Source organism: Vibrio sp. D404a (assembly GCF_030248535.1).
Classification (GTDB): Bacteria; Pseudomonadota; Gammaproteobacteria; order Enterobacterales; family Vibrionaceae; genus Vibrio.
In genome coordinates this window covers 130211-153798 of record NZ_JAHGAJ010000016.1, presented here as the reverse complement: position 1 = coordinate 153798, position 23588 = coordinate 130211, and the positions used below count along the sequence as shown (strand labels likewise).

The 23588-nt window shown below is 47.1% G+C and carries 21 protein-coding genes; 16 read left to right on the top strand and 5 right to left on the bottom strand.

The window, feature by feature from the left end:
- The first annotated feature begins 3 nt into the window (after positions 1-3).
- A complete protein-coding gene (gene glnE / locus KI655_RS09715; RefSeq protein WP_285404387.1) occupies positions 4-2856 on the top strand; it encodes a bifunctional [glutamate--ammonia ligase]-adenylyl-L-tyrosine phosphorylase/[glutamate--ammonia-ligase] adenylyltransferase in 2853 nt (950 codons plus the stop codon).
- Positions 2857-2990: 134 nt separating this feature from the next.
- On the top strand, positions 2991-4421 hold the full coding sequence (gene hldE / locus KI655_RS09710; RefSeq protein ID WP_285404185.1) for a bifunctional D-glycero-beta-D-manno-heptose-7-phosphate kinase/D-glycero-beta-D-manno-heptose 1-phosphate adenylyltransferase HldE: 1431 nt from the start codon (positions 2991-2993) through the stop codon (positions 4419-4421).
- A gap of 117 nt (positions 4422-4538) precedes the next feature.
- Here the strand turns inward: hldE and tolC are convergent, their stop codons facing one another.
- The gene (gene tolC / locus KI655_RS09705; protein WP_285404183.1) at positions 4539-5846 is read right to left on the bottom strand and encodes an outer membrane channel protein TolC; all 1308 of its coding nucleotides are present in this window, start codon (positions 5844-5846) and stop codon (positions 4539-4541) included.
- A gap of 226 nt (positions 5847-6072) precedes the next feature.
- Between tolC and nudF the strand changes: the two genes are divergently transcribed.
- From nudF to parC, 6 genes are all read left to right on the top strand, one after another.
- Complete coding sequence (nudF, locus tag KI655_RS09700; RefSeq protein WP_285404181.1) at positions 6073-6702, top strand: ADP-ribose diphosphatase; 630 nt, start codon at positions 6073-6075, stop codon at positions 6700-6702.
- Between the two features lie 4 nt (positions 6703-6706).
- Positions 6707-7150: a DUF1249 family protein gene (locus KI655_RS09695; RefSeq protein WP_285404179.1), complete on the top strand. Its 444-nt coding sequence runs from the start codon at positions 6707-6709 to the stop codon at positions 7148-7150.
- Between the two features lie 53 nt (positions 7151-7203).
- Positions 7204-8028, top strand: a complete 825-nt coding sequence (gene cpdA / locus KI655_RS09690) for a 3',5'-cyclic-AMP phosphodiesterase (protein ID WP_285404177.1) — start codon at positions 7204-7206, stop codon at positions 8026-8028.
- On the top strand, positions 8028-8633 hold the full coding sequence (yqiA, locus tag KI655_RS09685) for an esterase YqiA (protein WP_285404175.1): 606 nt from the start codon (positions 8028-8030) through the stop codon (positions 8631-8633). The genes cpdA and yqiA overlap by 1 nt, the downstream gene beginning before the upstream one ends.
- Positions 8634-8874: 241 nt before the next feature.
- Positions 8875-10755: a DNA topoisomerase IV subunit B gene (parE, locus tag KI655_RS09680; RefSeq protein WP_285404173.1), complete on the top strand. Its 1881-nt coding sequence runs from the start codon at positions 8875-8877 to the stop codon at positions 10753-10755.
- Positions 10756-10758: 3 nt separating this feature from the next.
- Positions 10759-13011 (top strand): DNA topoisomerase IV subunit A, encoded by a 2253-nt coding sequence (parC, locus tag KI655_RS09675; protein ID WP_285404171.1) that lies wholly within the window; start codon positions 10759-10761, stop codon positions 13009-13011.
- Between the two features lie 129 nt (positions 13012-13140).
- Here parC and degS read toward each other — a convergent pair whose 3' ends face one another.
- From degS to zapG, 3 genes are all read right to left on the bottom strand, one after another.
- On the bottom strand, positions 13141-14205 hold the full coding sequence (gene degS / locus KI655_RS09670; RefSeq protein WP_285404169.1) for an outer membrane-stress sensor serine endopeptidase DegS: 1065 nt from the start codon (positions 14203-14205) through the stop codon (positions 13141-13143).
- Between the two features lie 160 nt (positions 14206-14365).
- Positions 14366-15721 carry a DegQ family serine endoprotease gene (locus KI655_RS09665; RefSeq protein WP_285404167.1) on the bottom strand — a complete coding sequence of 452 codons (1356 nt, stop codon included), beginning with the start codon at positions 15719-15721 and terminating at the stop codon, positions 14366-14368.
- 125 nt (positions 15722-15846) lie between these two features.
- The gene (gene zapG / locus KI655_RS09660; protein WP_285404165.1) at positions 15847-16302 is read right to left on the bottom strand and encodes a Z-ring associated protein ZapG; all 456 of its coding nucleotides are present in this window, start codon (positions 16300-16302) and stop codon (positions 15847-15849) included.
- Positions 16303-16521: 219 nt separating this feature from the next.
- On the opposite strand from zapG, the gene zapE reads away from it, so the two are divergent.
- From zapE to sspB, 8 genes are all read left to right on the top strand, one after another.
- Entirely contained in the window at positions 16522-17625 is a 1104-nt protein-coding gene (gene zapE, locus KI655_RS09655) for a cell division protein ZapE (protein WP_285404163.1), read from the top strand.
- A 246-nt stretch (positions 17626-17871) separates the two neighbouring features.
- Complete coding sequence (gene rplM / locus KI655_RS09650) at positions 17872-18300, top strand: 50S ribosomal protein L13 (protein ID WP_032553102.1); 429 nt, start codon at positions 17872-17874, stop codon at positions 18298-18300.
- Between the two features lie 15 nt (positions 18301-18315).
- Positions 18316-18708, top strand: a complete 393-nt coding sequence (gene rpsI, locus KI655_RS09645) for a 30S ribosomal protein S9 (protein WP_004740758.1) — start codon at positions 18316-18318, stop codon at positions 18706-18708.
- Positions 18709-19040: 332 nt separating this feature from the next.
- Positions 19041-19631 carry a ubiquinol-cytochrome c reductase iron-sulfur subunit gene (gene petA, locus KI655_RS09640; RefSeq protein WP_137358368.1) on the top strand — a complete coding sequence of 197 codons (591 nt, stop codon included), beginning with the start codon at positions 19041-19043 and terminating at the stop codon, positions 19629-19631.
- Complete coding sequence (locus KI655_RS09635) at positions 19631-20896, top strand: cytochrome bc complex cytochrome b subunit (RefSeq protein WP_285404141.1); 1266 nt, start codon at positions 19631-19633, stop codon at positions 20894-20896. Before petA ends, KI655_RS09635 begins: the two co-directional genes overlap by 1 nt.
- The gene (locus KI655_RS09630; protein ID WP_285404139.1) at positions 20893-21630 is read left to right on the top strand and encodes a cytochrome c1; all 738 of its coding nucleotides are present in this window, start codon (positions 20893-20895) and stop codon (positions 21628-21630) included. The genes KI655_RS09635 and KI655_RS09630 overlap by 4 nt, the downstream gene beginning before the upstream one ends.
- Before the next feature lie 96 nt (positions 21631-21726).
- Complete coding sequence (gene sspA, locus KI655_RS09625) at positions 21727-22362, top strand: stringent starvation protein SspA (RefSeq protein WP_032553106.1); 636 nt, start codon at positions 21727-21729, stop codon at positions 22360-22362.
- Between the two features lie 5 nt (positions 22363-22367).
- Positions 22368-22868, top strand: a complete 501-nt coding sequence (sspB, locus tag KI655_RS09620; protein WP_285404136.1) for a ClpXP protease specificity-enhancing factor — start codon at positions 22368-22370, stop codon at positions 22866-22868.
- A gap of 83 nt (positions 22869-22951) precedes the next feature.
- Here the strand turns inward: sspB and KI655_RS09615 are convergent, their stop codons facing one another.
- Complete coding sequence (locus tag KI655_RS09615) at positions 22952-23584, bottom strand: BON domain-containing protein (protein ID WP_152468138.1); 633 nt, start codon at positions 23582-23584, stop codon at positions 22952-22954.
- Between the last annotated feature and the right edge of the window lie 4 nt (positions 23585-23588).

Below are 23588 nucleotides of genomic sequence, written 5' to 3'. Positions count from 1 at the left end.
AAAATGCAATTGCCTGCTTCACTTACTCAGCACTCTCAATCGGCTTTAGAAAACCTACTTGAACACCAAGGCGAAGCGATTTCGGCTTGGTCTCCCCAATATCAAGAACAACTTAAGTATGTATTAGGGCTGAGCTGTTTTATCGGCGACTGCTTACAGCGTGATGGTGAATTAGCCAAGGTGCTACCAGAGATGCTGGCGTGTGAAGAGCGTGCTGAAGGCTACCGAGAGCGACTGGCGCAATTGCTTTCGCAGTGCCAAGACGAAATGAGTGGTCAACGCGTGCTGCGTCAGTTCCGTAATCGTGAGATGTCATACATTGCTTGGCGTGACTTTACCGCATCTTGGCCATTAGAGCAGAGCCTTGAACACCTATCGATGCTTGCTGAGGCGATGATCTTTGAAACCTACCAATGGCAATACAATATCTGTTGCCAAGAGTGGGGCACACCTTGTAACGCTCAGGGCGACGCTCAACCTATGCTGATCATTGGGATGGGTAAGCTAGGCGGTGGTGAATTGAATTTCTCTTCTGATATCGACCTTATCTTTACTTATCCTGAGAATGGCGAGACGCAAGGCGCGCGCCGTAGTATTGCAAATGCGCAGTTTTTTACTCGTCTCGGGCAACGCATTATCAAAGCGCTCGACCAGCAGACCTTTGATGGCTTCTGTTATCGCGTAGACATGCGCCTGCGTCCATTCGGTGAAAGCGGTCCCTTGGTGATGAGTTATGCGGCATTGGAAGATTACTACCAAGAGCAAGGACGTGATTGGGAGCGCTATGCCATGGTTAAAGCGCGCGTGATGGGACGTGAGATGTACCCTGAATACCAAGAATTGCGTCAGATGCTGCGTCCTTTTGTGTTCCGCCGTTATATCGACTTCAGTGCGATTCAATCATTGCGTCGAATGAAGTCGATGATCAGTAGTGAAGTGCGTCGTCGTGGATTGTCGAACAACATTAAGCTGGGACCGGGTGGCATTCGCGAGGTCGAATTTATCGCGCAAGTGTTCCAGTTGATTCGTGGTGGTCGTGAGCCAAGCCTACGCGGTCGTGGTTTGTTGGAGACGCTTGAAGCGGTTAATAGCTTGAAGCTATTGGAGAACGGAGAGGTCGCACAGTTAAGAGAGGCATACCTATTCCTGCGCCGCTTAGAGAACCTATTACAAGCGATGGCCGATAAGCAGACTCAAACTCTGCCAGACGGTGAGCAAGAGCAGCTGCAACTGGCGGTTGCGATGCAGTTTGATAGCTGGCAAGCGATGATTGATGAGACGCGCCAACATATGGCCAATGTTCATGCTGTGTTTGAAGAGCTGATCGGTATTGAAGAGGAAGAAGCTAACCCGATTGCTAGCCACTTTAGTGAGCTTTGGGATATGGCACATAAGCAAGATGTGATTGAGCATGTGCTTGAAACCGATATTGAAGCCGTCGACCCAGTAAAAGCAGCCAATACCATTATTCAATTTAAGGCTGACTTGGCTAAAAAAACCTTAGGCCCACGTGGTCGTGAAGTGCTCAATCGATTGATGCCAAAGGTCTTCCAAGCTCTGTACACCAATAAAGACGCCGAATTTGGTTTGTCACGTGTGCTGCATCTGCTGCATAAAATTGTGACTCGAACCACCTATCTCGAGCTGCTTGATGAGCATCCCGCAGCGTTGACTCAACTGGTTCGCTTGTGTACCGCAAGTCCAATGATCTCAGAGCAGCTCGGGCGTTACCCAATCCTGCTGGATGAACTGATTGATCCGCAGCAGTTGTATAACCCAGTGCCTTTAGAGTCCTACAAGACCGAGCTTCGTGATTATCTTGCGCGTATTCCTGAAGATGACATGGAACAGCAGATGGAGGGCCTGCGTCAGTTTAAGCAGACCTGTATCTTGAGAATTGCTGCTGCCGATATCGCGGGGGTATTACCTGTGATGAAGGTGAGCGATCACCTGACCTATCTTGCAGAAGCGATTGTCGAAGCCGGTGTTAACCAAGCTTGGCTGCAGGTATCGGCTAAGTATGGTGAACCGACGCACATTAAAGATCGTGAAGGACGCGGTTTTGCGGTTGTCGGCTACGGTAAAGTCGGTGGCTGGGAGCTTGGATACAACTCAGATCTCGATATCGTCTTTATGCACGACTGCCCAGTCCATGTATATACCGATGGCAAGAAAGAGATCGACGGTCGTCAGTTCTACCTTCGACTTGCGCAGCGTATCATTCATATCTTCTCGACTCGCACTGCCTCTGGCATTCTCTATGAAGTCGATACTCGCTTGAGACCTTCTGGTGCATCTGGCTTGTTGGTGAGCCCAACCGACGCCTTTGATGAGTATCAGCACAAAGAAGCGTGGACCTGGGAACATCAAGCACTCACTCGTGCACGCATGATCTATGGTGATGAGCCGCTAGCACTAGTATTCAACAAGACTCGTCATGAGGTATTGTGTTTAGAGCGGGACGGTGAAAGTCTCAAACAAGAGGTGGTGAAGATGCGCGAGAAAATGCGTGACCATCTCGGTGGCAAAAAATCCGATCGCTTTATGCTGAAACAAGACAATGGCGGTATCACGGATGTTGAATTTCTTGCTCAATATCTAGTGCTAAGGTACAGCCACGAAAAGCCTAAACTGACACGTTGGTGTGACAATGTGCGTATCTTTGAGAGCCTCATGTCGCAAGGTATCATGGATGAACCACAAGCAATGGCACTCACTCATGCTTACACCACACTGCGTGATGAGATCCATCACCGCAACCTGCTCAACCTCGATGCGGATGTGGCGATTGATAAATTTGAGCAAGAGCGAGCTTTGGTGACACAGGCGTGGCAGCAGTGGATGCTTAACGATTAACGGGAATTTTTCGTTGGTCAACTTGTCTAGTATGTGAAGCGGTGGCTCAAACCGCCTCATTGTCTTTTTCTATGGTTTAGCCACTAGTATCAGTGTGCTAGACTCTATCCAGATTCGATTTTTGGAGATCCCTAATGAAACCTATTCTACCTGACTACAGCCAATCAGGCGTGTTGATTGTCGGTGATGTAATGCTAGACCGTTACTGGTATGGCCCAACCGGTCGTATTTCACCAGAAGCGCCAGTGCCAGTAGTAAAAGTAGAAAATAACGAAGAGCGTCCAGGTGGTGCAGCGAACGTGGCAATGAACATTGCATCACTAGGCGGCCATGCGCATATCGTTGGTTTAACGGGTAAAGATGAGCCTGCACAAGTACTTAAGAACACACTAAGTGCACTTAAAGTGAACTGTGACTTTGTTGAGCTAGAAGATTACCCAACCATCACTAAGCTTCGCGTGATGAGCCGTGGCCAACAGCTGATTCGTCTTGATTTTGAAGATAAATTTGAGAATACCGATCCTGAACTTGTCCTGTCTCGCATGGAACAAGCGCTTCCTAACGTACGTTCAGTGATCTTGTCTGACTACGCGAAGGGTGCTCTTGAGCATGTACAGAGCTTTATTCAAAAAGCGCGCGCAGCCAATGTCCCTGTGTTCATTGACCCGAAAGGTGCGGATTTTGAACGCTACCGTGGTGCAACGCTGCTAACGCCGAACATGGCGGAGTTTGAGTTAGTTGCGGGCAAAGTGAAGTCAGAAGAAGAGCTTGTTGCGAAGGGCTTAGTTCTAATTGAAGAGTTCGACTTTGAGGCGCTACTTGTGACTCGCAGTGAGCACGGTATGACGCTACTGCGTAAGGGCCAAGCCCCGTTCCACCTGCCGACACAAGCGAAAGAAGTGTATGACGTAACGGGTGCGGGCGACACGGTTATCTCGGTACTTGCTGCTTCTGTTGCAGCGGGTAAGCCACTGGATGAGGCGTGTGCGTTAGCTAACGCTGCAGCTGGCGTTGTGGTTGGTAAGCTGGGTACTTCAACGCTTTCTATGATTGAGTTAGCGGAAGCAGTACACGGCAGCCAAGATACCGATTACGGCGTGATTTCAGAGGCCGCTCTGATTGAAGCGGTGAAACGCGCGCGCGCTAAAGGCGAGAAAGTGGTTATGACTAATGGCTGTTTCGATATCCTTCATGCAGGCCATGTCTCTTACATGAACCACGCTGCAGAGCTGGGTGATCGCCTGATTGTTGCTGTGAACACCGATGAATCTGTTAAACGTTTGAAAGGCCCAGGTCGTCCGGTAAACCCAACTGATCGTCGTATGGCGGTTCTTGCTGGTTTGGGCGCAGTAGATTGGGTAGTACCATTCTCTGAGGATACACCACAACGCTTAATCTCTGAGGTGTTACCAAGCATTTTGGTTAAAGGCGGTGACTACAAGCCGGAAGAGATCGCGGGTGGTGCAGAAGTGATTGCTGCTGGCGGTGAAGTGAAGGTACTTAACTTCGAAGACGGCTGTTCAACCACTGAAATCATTGAAGCGATCAAAGGCGGTCGTGGCTAAGCGTCTCACCCAATTTTATGATCCATAAATAAAAATGCCGCTCACTGAGCGGCATTTTAGTATCTGTGTATGCAGAGAGCGATGAGCTCGCTCTCTATCAGACAGTGTGTTGAGTTATTAGCTCGCTGGTTTTAGGCCTGCGTTTACATCAACAATGTCTTGCTCGCTCAGAGTACCCACCGCTTGGCGTAGTTGCAGTACGCTTAGGATGTAGTTGTAACGAGCGTCAGATAGGTTCTTGTTCGCATCGTACAGACGACGAGTTGAATCAAGTACGTCAACGATAGTACGAGTACCTACATCGAAGCCTGCTTCTGTTGCTTCAAGAGCTGATTGAGCTGAAACTACCGATTGCTCGTAAGCACGCAGTGCACCGATCGATGCGCTGATGTTGTTGTTGAACGCGCGAACGTCCTTAACAACACTACGGTAAGTTGCTTCTAGATCTTCACTTGCTGCAACGTAGTTGTATTCAGCCTGCTTAGTTAGCGAGGTCGTGTTACCACCGGTGTAAAGTGGCACAACTAGGTTTAGACCAATGTTTAGGTTGTCTTGGTCGTAGTCACTTGAGCTGTTCGACTGGTCAGTCAAAGCGTAGCTACCGTCAAGCGTTAGGCTTGGAAGGTGACCAGAATTCGCCAAAGAGATATTGTCTTTCGCGATGTCTTGCGAGATTCGTGAAGCCAGTAGGCTTAGGTTCTTCTCTTGTGCTTGCTCAACCAACGCAGCCGCTGATTCAGAAGACTTGCTTGCAGAGAAGCGGTCAGTATCAAGAATGCTCAGGTTTGAGTGCTCTTGGCCTGTGATCTCACGTAGACCTTCATAGTTGTTAGTCAGTGTGTTTTCAGCAAGAACTTCATCTGCTAATACTGCATCGTACTGTGCCTGCGCGTCGTGTACGTCAGTGATGGCTGATAGACCAACTTCGAAACGCTGCTTGGTTTGCTCTAGCTGACGAGCAACCGCTGCTTTCTCGGCACGAACGAATTCAAGGTTGTCTTGAGCACGCAATACTTCAAAGTAAGCTGTTGCTACGCGCAGAATCAGGCCTTGCTGCTCTGCCGCATAAGCTGAATCAGCTTGACGTGCAGTCTTTTCTGCTGTGTCTAACGTGATCCAAGAAGAGCGTTGGTAAAGCTCTTGTGTGAAGCCAATGCCTGCGCCCCAAACATTGCTGTCATTGTTTACACTGCTACGGTCACCACGGTTGATGTCGTAGTTCGCAGTTAGGTTGATTTGCGGTAGTAGTGTACTACGGCTAGAAGTGACTGCTTCAAAAGCGGCATCACGCTGCGCTGCTGAACGAAGAAGTGTTGGATCGTTTTGTTTTGCTTGGTCATAAACTTCGGCTAGCGTATCAGCGAAAGCTGATGAACTCAGGCTGCCAATTGCTGCACTGATAAATAGTGGAAGCAGTTTTCTCATTTTCCTATTCCTGCCTTTATAGAATTTTTCTTTAAAGAGTTTAACTCAGTTTGGTGGTAATTTACTCGAAACTTTGCACTTTTTTACATTTAACTGTCCACTTGTGCAATATTTATTTTCGGATACTTAAATTTAATTATAAATTTTGTATAAAAAGTTGAACCTAGTCCTTGGTAGTTAACTCGTACAATGAGTAAACTATAAAGATCACTTAGTGAGGTGCTAAATGCAACAGTATGACAATCAACAACATGAGTTTACTCCGCAAGATGTGGAAATTGTCTCAAAAGAAACGCTCTTTCGTGGTTTTTTCAAAATGGTTAAGTACACCTTTCGACACAAACTGTTCGAAGGCGGGTGGAGTAAGCCGATAGAACGCGAAATGTTTGAGCGTGGACATGCTGCTGCACTGCTGCCTTACGATCCTGTTCGAGACGAAGTGGTGATTGTTGAGCAAATCCGAGTGGGTGCGCTTGAGCATGAAAACCCTTGGCAATATGAAATTGTTGCAGGAATCATCGATACCGACGAGTCACCAGAGCAGGTTGCGCGCCGCGAAGCTGTCGAAGAGGCTGGCGTTGAAGTGACGCATGTTCTGCCAATTACCTCATACTACCCATCATCAGGTGGCTGCTCTGAGAAGCTCGATGTGATGGTTGGCTGTGTCGATGCGACCACAGCTAAAGGCGTCCACGGCCTTGACTACGAGGGTGAAGACATTCGTGTGCAGGTGATGAGCCGTGAACAGGCCTATCAGCTAGTAAAACAAGGTGTGTTCGAAAATGGTGCTACTATTATTGCTTTGCAATGGTTGCAATTGAACTACCTAGATTTACAGTCACAGTGGAAAGAGTAGCGCTATGCCAAATATAGCGGTGAAGAAGCCGTATCATGTTGATCTTGCTGAATTGATGCGAGTCTATGAGACAAATTACGCGAAATTGAACGCGCTACTCCCATCTGGACATGAGGTTGGAGATGTGCGTTGTTATCAAGCGGTTAATATGGTGTATCAATTGACAGTGAATGAGGTCACAAAATACACCACATTAATAGATATATGTCAGAGTGATGCGTTGCCAGTATTCCCTTTGCCAAAAATGTCTGTCAGGCTATATCACGACGCTCGCGTTGCAGAAGTGTGTGCCAGTGGGGACTTCTCAAGAGTCAAAGCAAAATACGACTACCCAAACACCAAACTTCTGCAAAAAGACGAGAAATTTCAACTCAATAAGTTTCTTGGCGATTGGTTAACATTTTGTTTAAAAAATGGAATCAGCCGAACACCCATTACGCTGAATTAGCGTACGTTTGAATACTTTGAAGATCTAACAGTAACGTATCTGGATTTGTTATTTTGGAATTATCACACACTTCAAAATTAGATGAGAGCAGCATCAAGTTAGTGCAACTGACCGACACGCACCTCTTTGCGCCAAGTAATGGCAGCCTGCTGAGCATCAATACAGAAGATAGCTTTCGTGCTGTTGTCGATGGCATTGTGAACCAAGGTTTTGAATATGAAGCGGTTCTTGCGACTGGTGATATCTCTCAAGATCACAGCGCAGAGTCTTATCAAAAATTTGAGGCAGGTATTCAGCCTCTAGAAAAGCCTTGTTACTGGTTGCCGGGTAACCACGACTACAAACCTAATATGGGCAGTGTTATCCCATCTCCTCAGATACAGTGTGTGGAACATGTACTCTTGGGTGAACACTGGCAAATGATCCTGCTCGATTCTCAAGTCGTGGGTGTACCCCATGGCCGCTTGAGCGATCAACAACTGGATCTCTTAGAGCAAAAGCTTTCTGAGCATCCGCAGAAACACACTTTAGTGTTGCTTCATCACCATCCACTGCTGGTGGGTAGTGCTTGGCTTGATCAACACAACCTAAAAGACTCAGAGCAGTTCTGGGATGTCGTATCACAGCACAACAATGTTCGTGGTATTTTATGTGGTCACGTGCATCAAGATATGAATCGTGAGCATTTGGGTGTTCAAGTCATGGCAACGCCGTCTACCTGTGTTCAGTTTAAGCCAAACTCTGATGATTTTGCGCTTGATACGCTCAGCCCGGGTTGGCGAGAACTGGAGCTTAAACCAAGTGGTGAGATCGCAACTCAAGTGCGTCGATTAACCAATGGTGCTTTTACCCCTGACTTTAACGCTGAGGGTTACTGATGCCGTCCGTAGAGATGCCACAGCGTAAGCCTTCACTGCTGCTCTACATTCACGGCTTTAATAGCTCATCTCGCTCACACAAAGCCAATGTGATGGCTGAGTATTGTGCTGAGCATCGCCCTGATATCAAAGTTTTGGTACCACAGTTGCCGAGTTTCCCTGCTATGGCAGCGGCACATTTGAAAGACGTAGTAGAGCAACATAAAGATCAGTACCAGATCGCGCTGGTGGGCAGTTCGTTGGGTGGTTATCTGTCGACGTGGCTAAATGCGCACTATGGTTTTAAAGCGGCAGTGGTCAACCCTTCGGTCAAGCCATACGAGTTGCTGTCTGAATATCTTGGAGAGCAGGTCAATCCGTACACCAATGAGCATTATGTGTTGGAACAGAAACACATTGAAGAGCTCAAGGCATTAGACGTGGCATCCATCTCTCAACCCAGTGATTTTTGGCTACTGCAACAAACCGAGGACGAAGTTCTCGACTACCGCCAAGCGGTGACTAAGTTTCAAGGAGCGAAGCAGACAGTAGAAGAAGGGGGCGACCACAGTTTTGTGGATTTTGAACGCTACCCTCAGAAGATAATTGAATTCTTAACCTTATAAGGTTGAACTTCAGCCGCACTATCTTATCTTTTTTGCCTGTTATTTCATCTGTCAGTGGTGAAATATCATAGTTTGGTGTCATAGTTTTTGAACGAGCTTGACATCAAACCCCTGCTTCCAGACTATATTCCCCAATACTTTCGCTCGTTCGCTCTGTTGTGAGGGTTCACGGCAGCTAACGCGGTTATATCGAATTAGTGCCCAGCGAACAGACGTAAATTTTTTGAGTAAACTCCGTATTATGACTGAACAATATAATGCAAAAGACCTCGAGGTTCTTGAAGGTCTCGACCCGGTTCGACACCGTCCGGGGATGTATACAGAGACTGAAAGGCCGAACCACTTAGCCCAAGAAGTTATCGATAACTCTGTAGATGAAGCATTGGCTGGCCACGCGAAGAAGATCAAAGTGGTCTTGCACGCTGACCAATCTTTGGAAGTGGTGGACGATGGTCGTGGTATGCCTGTCGATATTCACCCAGAGAAAGGCATCTCAGGTGTTGAGCTAATCCTAACCAAGCTCCACTCAGGTGGTAAGTTCTCAAACAATAACTACAAGTTCTCGGGTGGTCTACACGGTGTAGGTATCTCGGTAGTGAACGCGCTCTCTAAGCGTGTTGAAGTAACGGTTCGTCGTGATGGTCAGGTGCATGAAATTGCGTTTGAAAGCGGCGTTGCGGTCACCGACCTAACTGTGACTGGCTCTTGTGGCCTGCGCAATAGCGGTACATCGGTACACTTCTGGCCAGATGCGAAATACTTCGATAGCTCTAAATTCTCAGTACTGCGCTTGGTGAATAACCTGCGTGCGAAAGCGGTACTTTGTCCAGGTCTAGAGATCACCTTCAGCGATAAGGTGAATAACGAAGAACATAAATGGTTCTATGAAGATGGTCTTAAAGACTATCTAGCGGAAGGCGTTAAGGGCTACACCTTGCTGCCAGAAGAACCATACATCGGCGAGTTTACAGCTGAAACGGAAATGGCAAACTGGGCGGTGATCTGGCAGCCAGAAGGCGGTGAGATGATCACGGAGAGTTACGTGAACCTAGTACCAACCAAACAAGGTGGTACTCACGTAAACGGTCTACGCCAAGGCCTATTGGATGCAATGCGTGAGTTTTGTGAATTCCGTAACCTGTTGCCGCGTGGCGTTAAGCTAACGGGTGATGACATCTTCGATCGCTGTTCATACGTGTTATCAGTGAAGATGCAGGACCCTCAGTTTGCAGGTCAAACAAAAGAGCGTTTATCTTCTCGTCAAACGGCAGCCTTTGTTTCTGGTGTTGTGAAAGATGCGTTCAGTTTGTGGCTGAATGAAAAACCACAACTGGCCGAGCAATTAGCCGAAACCTGCATTGCTAATGCGCACCGTCGTATGCGTGCGAGCAAGAAAGTTGTGCGTAAAAAAGTGGCTTCAGGCCCTGCACTGCCGGGTAAATTGACGGACTGTTCGGTTCAAGACTTAAACCGCACTGAAATCTTCTTCGTGGAAGGGGACTCGGCGGGTGGTTCAGCGAAGCAAGCGCGCGATCGTGAGTTCCAAGCCGTGATGCCACTACGTGGTAAGATTTTGAATACATGGGAAGTGTCTGCTGATCAAGTATTAGCGTCTCAAGAAGTTCACGATATCTCAGTGGCTTTGGGTATCGACCCTGATAACGGTGACCTGTCTGGTCTGCGTTACGGTAAGATCTGTATCCTTGCCGATGCGGACTCGGATGGTCTACACATCGCAACACTTCTTTGTGCGTTGTTTACACGTCACTTCCGCTCTCTTGTAGAAGCGGGTCACATCTATGTGGCAATGCCGCCTCTGTATCGTATCGACTGTGGTAAAGAGGTGTTTTACGCCCTTGATGACGACGAGAAAGATGGTGTGCTAGAGCGTTTATCTAAGAAGAAAGCCAAGATCAACGTGCAACGATTCAAAGGTCTGGGTGAGATGAACCCACTTCAGCTACGTGAAACTACCATGGATCCAAACACGCGTCGCCTTGTTCAATTAACCATTGATGACAGCGAAGCGACCAATGAGATGATGGACATGCTGCTAGGTAAGAAGCGTGCTGATGATCGCCGTTCATGGCTACAAAACAACGGTGATTTGGCCGAGGTATAATGAATGTCTAACGAAATTACTTTTGATGGCGTTGAACAATTGCCGATGCGCAAGTTCACCGAAGATGCCTACTTAAATTACTCAATGTACGTAATCATGGATCGTGCATTGCCTTACATTGGTGACGGTCTTAAGCCTGTACAACGTCGTATTATCTATGCGATGTCTGAGCTTGGTCTGTCAGCAGCGTCAAAATACAAGAAGTCTGCACGTACCGTTGGTGACGTACTGGGTAAATACCACCCACACGGTGACTCAGCGTGTTACGAAGCCATGGTATTGATGGCACAGCCGTTCTCTTACCGCTACCCATTGGTAGATGGTCAAGGTAACTGGGGTGCGCCAGATGACCCGAAATCATTTGCTGCGATGCGTTATACCGAAGCGAAACTGTCTAAGTTTGCTGAGGTTCTGCTGGGCGAACTAGGTCAAGGCACGGTTGAGTGGCAACCAAACTTTGACGGCACGATGAAAGAGCCGCAAATGCTGCCAGCGCGTCTGCCTCACATTCTACTTAACGGTATCACTGGTATCGCGGTAGGTATGGCAACAGATATTCCACCACATAACGTGCGTGAGATTGCTGATGCAACGATCAAGCTGATTGATAGCCCGAAATCTGAGCTGTCGGAAGTGATGGAGCATGTGAAAGGCCCAGACTACCCGACAGAAGCTGAAATCATCTCTCCGAAGTCGGATATCGAGAAGATCTACAAAACGGGTCGTGGCAGCATCAAGATGCGCGCGGTTTGGCACAAAGAGGGCTCTGACATTGTAATCACAGCTCTGCCTCACCAAGTGTCGGGTGCCAAGCTACTTGAACAGATCGCTAACCAGATGCGCGCTAAGAAGCTGCCAATGGTTGACGACCTGCGTGACGAATCGGATCACGAGAACCCAACGCGTATCGTTGTTGTACCTCGTTCGAACCGTATCGACTGCGATCAACTGATGAGCCACCTGTTTGCTTCTACGGATCTTGAGAAAAACTTCCGCGTTAACTTAAATATGATCGGTCTCGATAACCGTCCTCAAGTGAAAGGCATAGTTCAGATCCTTAAAGAGTGGATTGAGTTCCGCCGCACAACAGTACGTCGTCGTCTACAGCACCGTCTTGATAAAGTGCTAGCGCGCTTACACATCTTAGAAGGTCTTTTGGTTGCTTATCTCAACCTTGATGAAGTGATTGAGATCATCCGAACTGAAGACGATCCGAAAGCAGTGCTTATGGAGCGCTTTGGTATCACAGAGATTCAAGCAGACGCAATTCTAGATACCAAACTTCGCCATCTTGCTAAGCTGGAAGAGATGAAGATCCGTGGCGAGCAAGATGAGCTAGAGAAAGAGCGTGAAAAGTTAGAGAAGCTACTAGGCTCTGAGCGTCGTCTGAATACTCTGATTAAGAAAGAGATTCAAGCGGACGCAGATAAGTACGGTGATGATCGTCGTTCTCCACTTGTTGAGCGTGCAGAAGCGAAAGCACTGACAGAGCGCGACCTTGTGCCAAGTGAACCAATCACAGTGGTACTTTCAGAGAAAGGTTGGATTCGTCACGCTAAAGGCCATGAAGTGGATCCGGAAGGCTTGAACTACAAGTCTGGTGACAAATACCTTGCGAGCACGCGTGGTAAGAGTAATCAGCAAGCCGTGTTCCTTGGCAGTGATGGTCGTAGCTACTCGCTTGAATCACACTCTCTGCCTTCGGCGCGCAGCCAAGGTGAGCCGATTACGGGTCGCTTGAACATCAGTGCTGGCAGTTCAATTCGTCAAGTTGTGATGGGTGAAGACGATCAGCTATGGCTGGTTGGCTCTGATGCGGGCTACGGTTTCGTGTGTAAAGGCAGCGATCTTTTGTCGAAGAACAAGAGCGGTAAAGCCTTAGTGAATTTGCCTCAGGCATCTGAAGTGATGCTACCAAGCCCGATTGAAGATCTAGAGACCAACGAGATTCTAGCGATCACCAACCAAGGTCGTATGTTGTTGTTCCCAATTAAAGACCTTCCTCAATTGAGCAAAGGTAAGGGTAACAAGATCATCAACATCCCTTCGGCGAAGGCCAAAGAGCGTGAAGAGTTTGTCTCGCATCTGATGGCGATTCCACAAGGGACAACGCTGACACTGTACGCAGGTAAGCGTAAGCTGGGCTTGAAGCCTGCTGACCTTGATAACTTCCGTGGTGAGCGTGGTCGTCGTGGTGCTCTACTGCCAAGAGGCCTACAGCGCGTGACTCGCATTGATATTGAGAGCGATGAGTAATCTCTAGCAATGCCCTAGTTTAGATAATAAAAAACCCAGCCTAGAGCTGGGTTTTTTGTATGTCTATGTTAGCGATCGAATAAAGGGAGTATCACGCTTATTCTACAAGCTCTACAAGCTCTACAAGCTCTATAAGCGCGTATCCTCAGCAATTGTCACCTTAAGTGTTTTACTCTCGCCTTGACGCAGGATCCCGACATCAATCACAGTGCCGGGTCTTAGGTCGGTAACAATATCCATCACGCTTTGACGGCCGTTTACCTTGATGTTGTCGATACTGATGATGATGTCTTGAACCTCAAAGCCCGCATCGGCCGCTGGACCAACAGGGTCGATACCCAGAACCACGATCCCACCAATATTCTTATTACCGAGTAATCGAGAGGTCACCGAGTTGATGTCCTGACCATCGATACCTATGTAGCCACGGATCACACGACCGTCGGCAATGATCTTCTGCATGATCTTGTTAGCGAGCGCATAAGGGATAGCGAAAGAGATCCCGTAGGTCTCCATGTCTGTCGCCTGTTGGAAAGAAGCCGTGTTAATACCGACCAGTTCACCCTGTGAGTTAACGAGTGCACCACCAGAGTTACCCTCATTGATGGCAGCATCTGTCTGAATAAAGGCTTGATGGCGGTCGGCACTGATCGAAGAGCGACCGGTTGCCGAGATAATACCGAAGGTCGTCGTCTGACCAAGGTTATAAGGGTTACCAATCGCCAATACGATATCGCCTACATTGGCTTCGTAGTTAGGGTTCAGTGGAATGACGGGCAGGTTATCGCCGCTGACTTGCAGTATCGCGATATCTGTTCGCTTATCTGAACCCACTAACTGAGCAGCAGCGGCGCGACCATCTTGCAAAGCGACAACCACTTGATCGGCCTGTGCGACAACGTGGTAGTTGGTAATGATGTAGCCCTTTTCACTGACAATAACTCCTGAGCCTAGACCTTGAGTAAGGAGTTTATTACGGTCGGCTTCATCATACTTACGGCTATAGATATTCACTACCGCAGGCGCAGCGCGTCTTACTGCGTCGTTGAATGACAGTTGCAGCGAGCCGATATTGCTTACTTGTTTGCTTGCCGCGTCAGAGACGAAGTTCGGTCTTAGCTGTGGGAAAGCGACCAGAATAATCAGTGCTGATACTAATCCAAGGGAAATAGAACGAAATAGAAAGGACAGCATGTTTCCCTCTTCGACAGGTAAGGTATTGAGCCTCCGCACATGGGTGACCAGTTTGAGTTACTTGTGAAGCATAGCATTTTGATTCATTTAAATAAAAGGGCAGGCTGACTAAGTTCTATACGAACTTACTCAACCCGCCCTCAAAAATGATTAATAAGTGTTAGCGAATCACAAGGTAGATGGTTCTTGGGCCGCGCTGAATGTTCAGAGCGAGCACGCCAGGATTCTTCTCTACAATAGCTCTAAACTGCGCCAAGTTCTTCACCGTCTGACGGTTAACACCAATGATGATGTCGTCTGGTTGAAGCTGGTATGCCTCGGCAGGAGAGCCTTTGGCTACCGTTGTCACCTTAACACCTTTCACTGGATCACTGTCATTGGTATTGGTGAGCTCTGCGCCCGCTAAACCTTCGTGCAGTTTTTCCGCTTGAGTTTTGCTGTTGGTAGACTCACCCAAAGTGACATCAAAGGTCTTATTCTTGCCATCACGAACCACACCTAGCTCGATCTCTTTACCTGCGCCAAGAGTGGCAACTTTTGCTCTTAACTCACTAAAGGTATCGATACGCTTGCCGTTGATCGCCACGATAATGTCGCCCGCTTGCAGGCCTGCTTTATCTGCAGCACTGTCTGGAACCACTTGGCTGACAAAGGCACCCTTACTGGACTCATAACCGAGGGCTTCTGCCAGTTCGGAGGTGATCTCACCGCCTTGAACGCCAAGCATGCCGCGTTTCACTTCACCAAACTCTAGAATTTGGTCGGTTAGGTTTCTCATCATGTTAGATGGAATCGCGAAGCCAATACCGACGTTTCCGCCGTTAGGGCCAAGAATTGCAGTGTTGATACCGATTAGCTCACCGTTGAGGTTAACCAGTGCGCCGCCAGAGTTACCGCTGTTGATTGCGGCATCGGTTTGGATGAAGTTTTCAAAGTTTTCGAGGTTAAGCCCGCTTCGGCCTAGTGCTGAAACAATGCCTGATGTGACGGTTTGACCTAAACCAAACGGGTTACCAATTGCGACGCTGAAGTCACCGACGCGCAACTTGTCTGAATCGGCGAAGCGAATCTCTGTTAGGTCTTTGGCTTTTTCGAGTTTAAGCAGGGCGATATCTGACATTTCGTCACCGCCAATCAACTCGGCATCGTACTCACGCCCGTCATGCAGCTTTACACGAATCTCATCGGCGTTGTTGATGACGTGGTAGTTGGTAACGATGTGGCCTTGCTTCGCATCAATAATGACACCAGAACCTAAGCCTCTGAAAGGGCGCTCTTGCGCTTGCTCTGGGCCAAAGAAGAATTGGAATTGCTCTGGGATGCGTTGACGTTGAACTTGTTTACCTTCCACAGCAATGCTGACGACCGCTGGGGTCACTTTTTCAAGCATTGGCGCAAGGCTAGGTAATTGTTGGTTGTCGACACTGAGGGGCAGTGCCGCAGTTGCCTGAATCGGTGCGATGATGGAACTTAAGCTTAAAGTCAGTACCGATAAAGCAAGCAAAGGTTTTTTCATCATAAACTCCTCGTTAGTTAAGGCCTTGTAACACATATAGAGTTGGACTATATCCAAGTGTTATACGACCCAAGTGAAGGTTATGACTCAAAAACCTTTGTAAAGTTCACTGATTTATTAGTTGTTTAAGATGCTTTCGCAGTCACAACCTCTGGTGCTTCAATGACTTCTTTCTTCTCATCGCTGAACAAACCTGTTGCGCCATTGGCGTAATCTTTTGGTTGCTCATCGAGTGTTGACGCTTTTGCTTCTGCTTTCTCTGACGGTTTGTCTGAGTGTGCAGCAGCTGTCTTCACAAATGGATTATCCTGCTCTGGTAAGTTGGGGATTAACTCAGCGCTGGTTTTTTCCATGTGTTGGTAAAGCTTGGTGTAGTCTTTACCTAACGTATCCAACATTTCAGCTGTTTTAGCAAAGTGGTCTGCAAGCTCTTGGCGTTGCTGCTCTAGGGCAAACTTTGCTGTGTCTAATTCTTTTTGAACATTCTTTTGCTTCTTGTACTCAGGAGTCGTGAGGCGAGAGATAGCAACCCCTAAGATAAGTCCGATTAGTAAACCGCCAACGGCATACATCCAAGGCATAACAGCTCCTTATTGTTGTTTTTTAACATGTTTGTTACTGCTTAGTTACACATAATGCAGCTTCATGGTACTATGAGAAAGCGACAGTATAAAGAGAAATGCGTGTGCGCTAGCTATCAGTTTGAAGCTGCACATACAGCGCTCAGACCCCGCCTATTGTACTGTTGAAGCCCTTTTTCCTTTGCTGGTTGATATCGATTTCATTGTGGAAATGTCGTCATGAATCCCGTTAAAAAATACGAACAAGATATAAAAGAACATGGATTTCAAAGAGATCCAGCCCAAGAACAAGCCGTTCAGGCGCTCGACCAACTGTTCCACCAATTTCAAGAATACCAAAATGCGCCAGTGCCACAGCTGACGCGTTTTCAAAAGTTGTTAGGTAAAAAGCCGCAACTGCCTACGCCACCGAAAGGGCTCTATTTTTGGGGTGGAGTGGGGCGAGGTAAAACCTATCTGATGGATACCTTTTGTGATGCCTTGCCGACCTCGCGCAAAATGCGTGTCCACTTTCACCGCTTTATGTATCGCGTTCATGATGAACTGAAAGCGCTAGGCGAAGTGAGTGATCCTTTACCGCTGGTGGCGGATAAGTTTAAGCAAGAAGCGGACATCATCTGCTTTGACGAATTTTTTGTATCCGATATTACCGATGCGATGATCCTTGGTACACTGTTCCAAGAGCTGTTCGCTCGTAACGTTATCTTGGTAGCAACCTCGAATATTCCACCGGAAGACTTGTATCGAAATGGTCTGCAGCGCGCGCGTTTTCTTCCAGCGATTAAACTGATCCAAGAAAACTGCCGCATCCTGAATGTCGACAGTGGAGTCGACTATCGACTGCGTACACTTGAACAAGCGGAAATCTATCACTTCCCACTGGATGCGCAAGCAGATATAAACCTGCGTACTTACTACCAGCAATTGGTAGGAGAGGGTAAAGAGGTGCTGACTCAGGTTGAGGTCAACCATCGTCAATTAGATGTGGTCGAAGCAAGTGATGGCGTGCTGCATGGCACCTTTGCTCAGTTGTGTCAGTCTGCTCGCAGTCAAAACGATTACATTGAACTGTCTAAAATCTACCACACCGTATTGCTGGCGGAAGTGGAGCAAATGAGTGCGACCTCGGATGATGCGGCACGACGCTTTATCGCTTTAGTCGATGAGTTTTATGAGCGAAACGTAAAATTGATTATTTCAGCCGAAGTAGCACTGGAAGAACTCTATACCCACGGTCAGTTAGAGTTTGAATTTAAACGCTGTCAGTCACGTTTAATCGAAATGCAGAGCCATGATTATCTGGCAAAAGAGCACCTAAGTTAGGCTTGGATTTCGTTATTAGCAAAATGGTAGAAAAAATTCGTGATTTTGTTCAAAAAGAGGTGATTTTTTCTTCGCTCTTCTCTATAATCCTGCGACCTACCGTTACTGCGGGCCTCTAACGATGAGTTAAATCACGTTATGCCAAGAGTTTTCCAACACTCGAAGGGGTGATGAATGGTGACTCTTAGACAGTGGGAATACTCAGTATTCCTTAAGTGTAAATTTTTTTAATAGGTAATTATTAGCATGAAAACTTTCGTTGCTAAACCAGAAACTGTAAAACGCGACTGGTACGTTGTAGACGCTGAAGGTAAAACTCTAGGTCGTCTTGCAAGTGAAATCGCTTCTCGCCTACGCGGTAAGCACAAAGCTGAATACACTCCTCACGTAGACACTGGTGATTACATCATCGTTGTTAACGCTGAGAAAGTTACTGTAACTGGTAACAAGGCTAAGGGTAAGGTTTACTACCGTCACTCTGAGTTCCCTGGTGGTCTTAAGTCTATCACTTTTGAAAAGCTGATCGACCGTAAGCCAGAGATGGCTCTTGAACTAGCTGTTAAAGGTATGCTACCACGTGGTCCTCTAGGCCGCGCTATGTACCGTAAGCTAAAAGTATACGCTGGTGCTGAGCACAACCATGTTGCTCAACAACCACAAGTACTAGACATCTAATTGGGGATTATGAAAATGGCAGAGAATCAATACTACGGCACTGGTCGTCGCAAAAGCTCAGCAGCTCGTGTTTTCATCAAACCAGGTTCTGGTGAGATCGTAATCAACAAGCGTAGCCTTGATGTTTACTTCGGTCGTCCAACTTCTCGTATGGTTGTTAAGCAACCTCTTGAGCTAGTTGAACTAACTGAGAAACTTGACCTATACATCACTGTTTCTGGTGGTGGTATTTCTGGTCAAGCTGGCGCAATCCGCCACGGTATCACTCGCGCTCTTATGGAGTACGATGAAACTCTACGTCCTGCTCTACGTGCAGCTGGCTACGTTACTCGTGACGCTCGTTGCGTTGAACGTAAGAAAGTTGGTCTACGTAAAGCACGTCGTAAACCTCAATTCTCTAAGCGTTAATTTTTCCTTTACCGGAAAATACACGCTCCCAGTTTTATTACTGGAATTGTGGTTCAAAGCTCGGCTATATGCCGGGCTTTTTGTTTTTCTACTCCCCGCTAAACGCTTTTCCTCCCTCGTTTTATTTCCAAATTCTTATATTTTGATAGCTTTTGTAACCCAATGTGCGCTTTGCCTCATGATTGTTACAAAAAGGTAGCTTTATCTTGTCAAAAAGTAGGGTTTTATTTATCATTTGCCGTCAATAAATAGAACTAAATACATATTTTGTTAGCCATGCTCTTTAATCGGAATAATTTCAATCCACAAGGAGCAAATGGGAGAATGTTTGGATGAGCAACGCGCCTTTAAATAACGGTCGCAGGCGTTTCCTAACCGCAACAACAGCCGTTGTTGGTGGTTTAGGGGCTGCTGCTGTAGCCGTGCCTTTTATTAAATCATGGAATCCGAGTGCCAAGGCGAAAGCTGCGGGTGCGCCGGTGGAAGTGGAAGTCAGTAAATTAGAAGCTGGCCAAATGGTTCGTGTCGAGTGGCAAGGTAAGCCTGTATGGGTTGTACGCCGTGCTGAATCGGTACTAGAAAACTTGAAATCCATTGGTGGTCAACTTCGAGATCCTCAATCGGAAGCTGAACAACAACCTGAATACGCTCAAAATGAGTTCCGTTCAATTAAGCCGGAATTCTTTGTTGCTGTTGGTTTCTGTACTCACTTAGGTTGTTCTCCAACTTACCTACCTGATTCTTTTGCAGAGCAAGTTCAAGGTGTTAAGTCTGGTTTCTTCTGCCCATGTCACGGTTCTAAGTTCGACATGGCTGGTCGAGTATTCCAAGGCGTACCAGCACCGCTTAACCTTGTTGTGCCAAAGCATATGTATTTAAGTGACACCAAGATCCTGATCGGTATTGACGAGGGAGATGCATAATGCAAGGACTACTAGATTGGGTAGAGAAACGTATACCCGCGATGAATGCTTATAAAAAGCACTTATCTGAATACCCAATGCCTAAGAACTTTAACTTTTGGTACCTTTTTGGTTCTTTGGCAATGTTAGTACTGGTTAACCAAATCCTTACGGGTATTTGGCTAACAATGAACTACGTACCATCGGGCGAAGGCGCGTTTGCATCTGTTGAATACATCATGCGTGATGTGGAATACGGCTGGTTGTTACGTTATATGCACTCAACGGGTGCCTCGGCATTCTTCGTTGTAATTTACCTGCACATGTTCCGTGGTCTAATCTACGGCTCTTACCAAAAACCTCGTGAGCTACTGTGGATCTTCGGTATGTTGATCTTCCTAGTGCTTATGGCTGAGGCATTCATGGGTTACCTACTACCATGGGGTCAAATGTCATACTGGGGTGCTCAGGTAATCATTTCTCTGTTTGGTGCGATTCCGGTTATCGGTGATGACCTAACGCTTTGGATCCGTGGTGACTACATCATCTCTGGTGCAACGCTGAACCGTTTCTTCGCACTGCACGTTATCGCTCTGCCAATCGTACTTCTGCTGCTTATCGTACTTCACGTACTAGCGCTGCACGAAGTAGGTTCAAACAACCCAGACGGTATCGAAACTAAGCTTCCTAAGGGCACAATGGGCGACGACTACAAAACTCAGTTCCCATTCCACAAGGATTACACTAAGAAATACGACATCATTGACTCTATTCCTTTCCACCCATACGGGACTGTGAAAGATATGGTTGGTGTTGCTGGTTTCCTATTCTTCTTCTGTTATGTGCTGTTCTTTAACCCTGAGATGGGTGGATTCTTCCTTGAGCCGCCAAACTTTGAAGCTGCGAACCCGCTGAAGACTCCAGAGCACATCGCTCCTGTATGGTACTTCACACCGTTCTACGCAATCCTACGTGCGGTTCCTGATAAGCTGCTAGGTGTTGTAGCAATGGGCGCATCGATTGTTGTGCTATTCCTACTGCCATGGTTCGACCGTTGTAAAGTACGTTCGTACCGTTACCGTAGCAAACTGCATTTGATTAACATCATCCAATTCACAATAAGCTTTATTGCGCTTGGTATTCTTGGTGCGCTTCCAGCAACACCAACGTACACAATACTTGCACAAGTATTTAGCTTAGGTTACTTCATGTTCTTCGTACTACTGTGGTTCTACAGTAAGAATGAAGCGACGAAACCATTACCAGAAAGGGTGACATTCAAATGAAAAAATGGATTGTAATTTTATTTGCTATGTTGCCGTCATTAGCTATGGCAGCGGGCGCAAATGTTCCGCTAGACAAAGCGAACAATGACTTAACGGACCAAGCTTCACTGCAAAATGGCGCGAAGCTGTTCATGAACTACTGTTTTGGCTGTCACTCAACGCAATACCAGCGTTATGAGCGAGTTGCTAACGACCTTGAGATCCCTGTGGATCTGATGAAAGAGAACCTAGTCTTCGATCCTGAAGCGAAGGTTGGTGACCTGATGGTTAACGCAATGCCTGCGAAACAAGCGGCAAACTGGTTCGGTGCTCCGCCACCGGATCTAACACTGGTTGCTCGTGTTCGTGGCGCAGACTGGCTATACACTTACCTTCGTACTTTCTACGAAGACCCATCTCGTCCATTTGGCGTAAACAACATTGTTTTCCCAAGTGTTGGTATGCCACATGTGCTTGAAGAGCTACAAGGCATCCCAACGCCAATCTACGAAACTCACATCGTAGATGGTGAAGAAGTAGAAGTGGTTGTAGGTACTGAAACTGACGGTTCTGGTGAACTAAGTTCAGGCGAGTACGACGAAGCTGTACGTGATTTGGTTAACTTCCTAGTTTACTCTGGTGACCCAGTTCAACTTGAGCGTCACGCTCTAGGTTGGTGGGTAATGGCCTTCTTAGTATTGTTCACTATCGTTGTGATTCTACTGAAGAAAGAGTATTGGCGTGATGTGCACTAATTGTGCTATAATACCGTGCTAATTCCCAAATTATGTTAATGTACAATGGAGGCTTAGGCCTCCATTGTTTTTATTTAAAGTGTACTGGAGGGCTCCATGGCTGTAGCTGCCAATAAACGTTCTGTGATGACTCTTTTCTCAAGTGCTTCTGATATGTATAGCCATCAGGTGCGCATTGTTCTTGCTGAAAAAGGCGTAAGTGTTGAAGTTGAGTTGGTTGATGAAAATAATCTTCCAGCAGAGCTTGTTGAACTGAACCCGTACAAATCAGTACCCACTCTAGTTGATCGCGAGTTGGCTCTATACGACTCAAAAATCATCATGGAATACCTAGATGAGCGTTTCCCTCATCCACCATTGATGCCTGTTTATCCTGTTGCTCGTGGTAACAGCCGTCTAATGATGTATCGTATCGAACGTAACTGGTACTCAGTTGCTGAGAAGATTGTAAAAGGCAATGCAGAAGAGTCTGAAGCAGCACGTACTAAGCTGCGCAACGACCTACTAACTCTGGCTCCTATCTTCGCAGAGTACGAATACTTCATGAGCGAAGAATTCAGCCTAATCGATTGTTACCTTGCTCCGCTACTATGGCGTCTTCCTGAGCTAGGTATCGAGCTAATTGGCCCAGGTTCTAAAGAACTGAAAGTTTACATGAACCGTGTATTTGAGCGTGATTCATTCCTAGCTTCTCTAACAGAAGCTGAGCGCGAGATGCGACTGGCTCGTTAATCGTTATGGATATCTCAACGATGACGCCACGCCGTCCATATATGCTTCGTGCATTCTATGATTGGCTGGTTGATAACGAACTGACACCACACCTTGTTGTTGAAGCAACATTGCAGGGTGTTCGTGTGCCTGAAGAGTTTATTCAAGATGGTCAAATCATCCTGAATATTGCTCCTCGTGCGGTAGGCAATCTTGAGCTTGGCAACGAAGCGGTGACATTCAGTGCCCGCTTCAGTGGACGTCCTCACTCTGTGATCGTACCGCTTTATGCTGTTCAAGCGATCTACGCTCGTGAAAATGGCGCTGGTACTATGTTTGAGCCTGAAGAGGCTTACATGGATGTGCTGGAAGAAGGCATTGAAGAGGGGCCATTTGAAGCTCCGGAACAAGGTCCTTCACTGAGTGTTGCAACGGCAGAGGTTGAAGTTGATGCGGAAGATTCAGACCCTGAGCCTGAACCACCGCGCCCAACTAAAGGCCGACCAAGCCTTCGAGTTATCAAGTAACCGAACGACATTAAAAAAGCAGCGATGATTCGCTGCTTTTTTTATAACTCGATTTTTATTGGAGTTTATATATTTGGATGAAGTTAGTTAACGACAGTTTCTGCTTCAGTTTCCGCCGCCGCTTCAGCCTTCACCGTTGCCTCATCACCATATTCGAATGCTCGAATGACTTGTTTGACCCCTGAGATATTACGAGCTACATCGGTTGCAATATCAGCATGCTCACGAGTCACAAGGCCGAGTAGGAACACTTCACCATCTTCGGTGATAACTTTAACCTTGATGCCATTTAGCTCGGCATTGGCCAGCAGAGCAGATTTTACCTTGGTTGTGATCCAGCTGTCTTTGCTGATCTCACTCACGCTCAGTGGTGGCTTAACGCGTACTTGGTTATGGACATTGTTCACACCAGCCACTTTTCTCGCTTCACTCTCAAATGAGCGGCGTTCCGCCTCTGTTGATGCTTGGCCCATCAGTACCACTGTGCCGCGGTAAGAGCTGGCAGTGATTCGAACGTTACCGCGATATGGAGCCTTGTTAGTGATGGCTGCAACTTCGAACTCGATATTGTTATCATTCCAAATCTCTTTGGTAGTACGAGTGTCGGTGACTAAGTTTGCTGTCGTCGCAGCGCCTGCAATGAACAGCCCCGCACATCCAGACAATGATAGTGTCAGCAGTGAAACGCTGAGCAACTTAACAATAGAAAACTTCATGTTA

Excerpts from the sequence above, each read along its gene's own strand:
- petA (WP_137358368.1), top strand. The coding sequence starts at position 19,041 with ATGAGCAACGCGCCTTTAAATAACGGTCGCAGGCGTTTCCTAACCGCA.
- zapE (WP_285404163.1), top strand. The coding sequence starts at position 16,522 with ATGAATCCCGTTAAAAAATACGAACAAGATATAAAAGAACATGGATTT.
- nudF (WP_285404181.1), top strand. The coding sequence starts at position 6,073 with ATGCAACAGTATGACAATCAACAACATGAGTTTACTCCGCAAGATGTG.
- KI655_RS09695 (WP_285404179.1), top strand. The coding sequence starts at position 6,707 with ATGCCAAATATAGCGGTGAAGAAGCCGTATCATGTTGATCTTGCTGAA.
- yqiA (WP_285404175.1), top strand. The coding sequence starts at position 8,028 with ATGCCGTCCGTAGAGATGCCACAGCGTAAGCCTTCACTGCTGCTCTAC.
- rplM (WP_032553102.1), top strand. The coding sequence starts at position 17,872 with ATGAAAACTTTCGTTGCTAAACCAGAAACTGTAAAACGCGACTGGTAC.
- sspA (WP_032553106.1), top strand. The coding sequence starts at position 21,727 with ATGGCTGTAGCTGCCAATAAACGTTCTGTGATGACTCTTTTCTCAAGT.
- zapG (WP_285404165.1), bottom strand. The coding sequence starts at position 16,302 with ATGCCTTGGATGTATGCCGTTGGCGGTTTACTAATCGGACTTATCTTA.
- sspB (WP_285404136.1), top strand. The coding sequence starts at position 22,368 with ATGGATATCTCAACGATGACGCCACGCCGTCCATATATGCTTCGTGCA.
- parE (WP_285404173.1), top strand. The coding sequence starts at position 8,875 with ATGACTGAACAATATAATGCAAAAGACCTCGAGGTTCTTGAAGGTCTC.
- glnE (WP_285404387.1), top strand. The coding sequence starts at position 4 with ATGCAATTGCCTGCTTCACTTACTCAGCACTCTCAATCGGCTTTAGAA.
- tolC (WP_285404183.1), bottom strand. The coding sequence starts at position 5,846 with ATGAGAAAACTGCTTCCACTATTTATCAGTGCAGCAATTGGCAGCCTG.
- KI655_RS09630 (WP_285404139.1), top strand. The coding sequence starts at position 20,893 with ATGAAAAAATGGATTGTAATTTTATTTGCTATGTTGCCGTCATTAGCT.
- rpsI (WP_004740758.1), top strand. The coding sequence starts at position 18,316 with ATGGCAGAGAATCAATACTACGGCACTGGTCGTCGCAAAAGCTCAGCA.
- hldE (WP_285404185.1), top strand. The coding sequence starts at position 2,991 with ATGAAACCTATTCTACCTGACTACAGCCAATCAGGCGTGTTGATTGTC.
- KI655_RS09635 (WP_285404141.1), top strand. The coding sequence starts at position 19,631 with ATGCAAGGACTACTAGATTGGGTAGAGAAACGTATACCCGCGATGAAT.
- KI655_RS09615 (WP_152468138.1), bottom strand. The coding sequence starts at position 23,584 with ATGAAGTTTTCTATTGTTAAGTTGCTCAGCGTTTCACTGCTGACACTA.
- degS (WP_285404169.1), bottom strand. The coding sequence starts at position 14,205 with ATGCTGTCCTTTCTATTTCGTTCTATTTCCCTTGGATTAGTATCAGCA.
- parC (WP_285404171.1), top strand. The coding sequence starts at position 10,759 with ATGTCTAACGAAATTACTTTTGATGGCGTTGAACAATTGCCGATGCGC.
- KI655_RS09665 (WP_285404167.1), bottom strand. The coding sequence starts at position 15,721 with ATGAAAAAACCTTTGCTTGCTTTATCGGTACTGACTTTAAGCTTAAGT.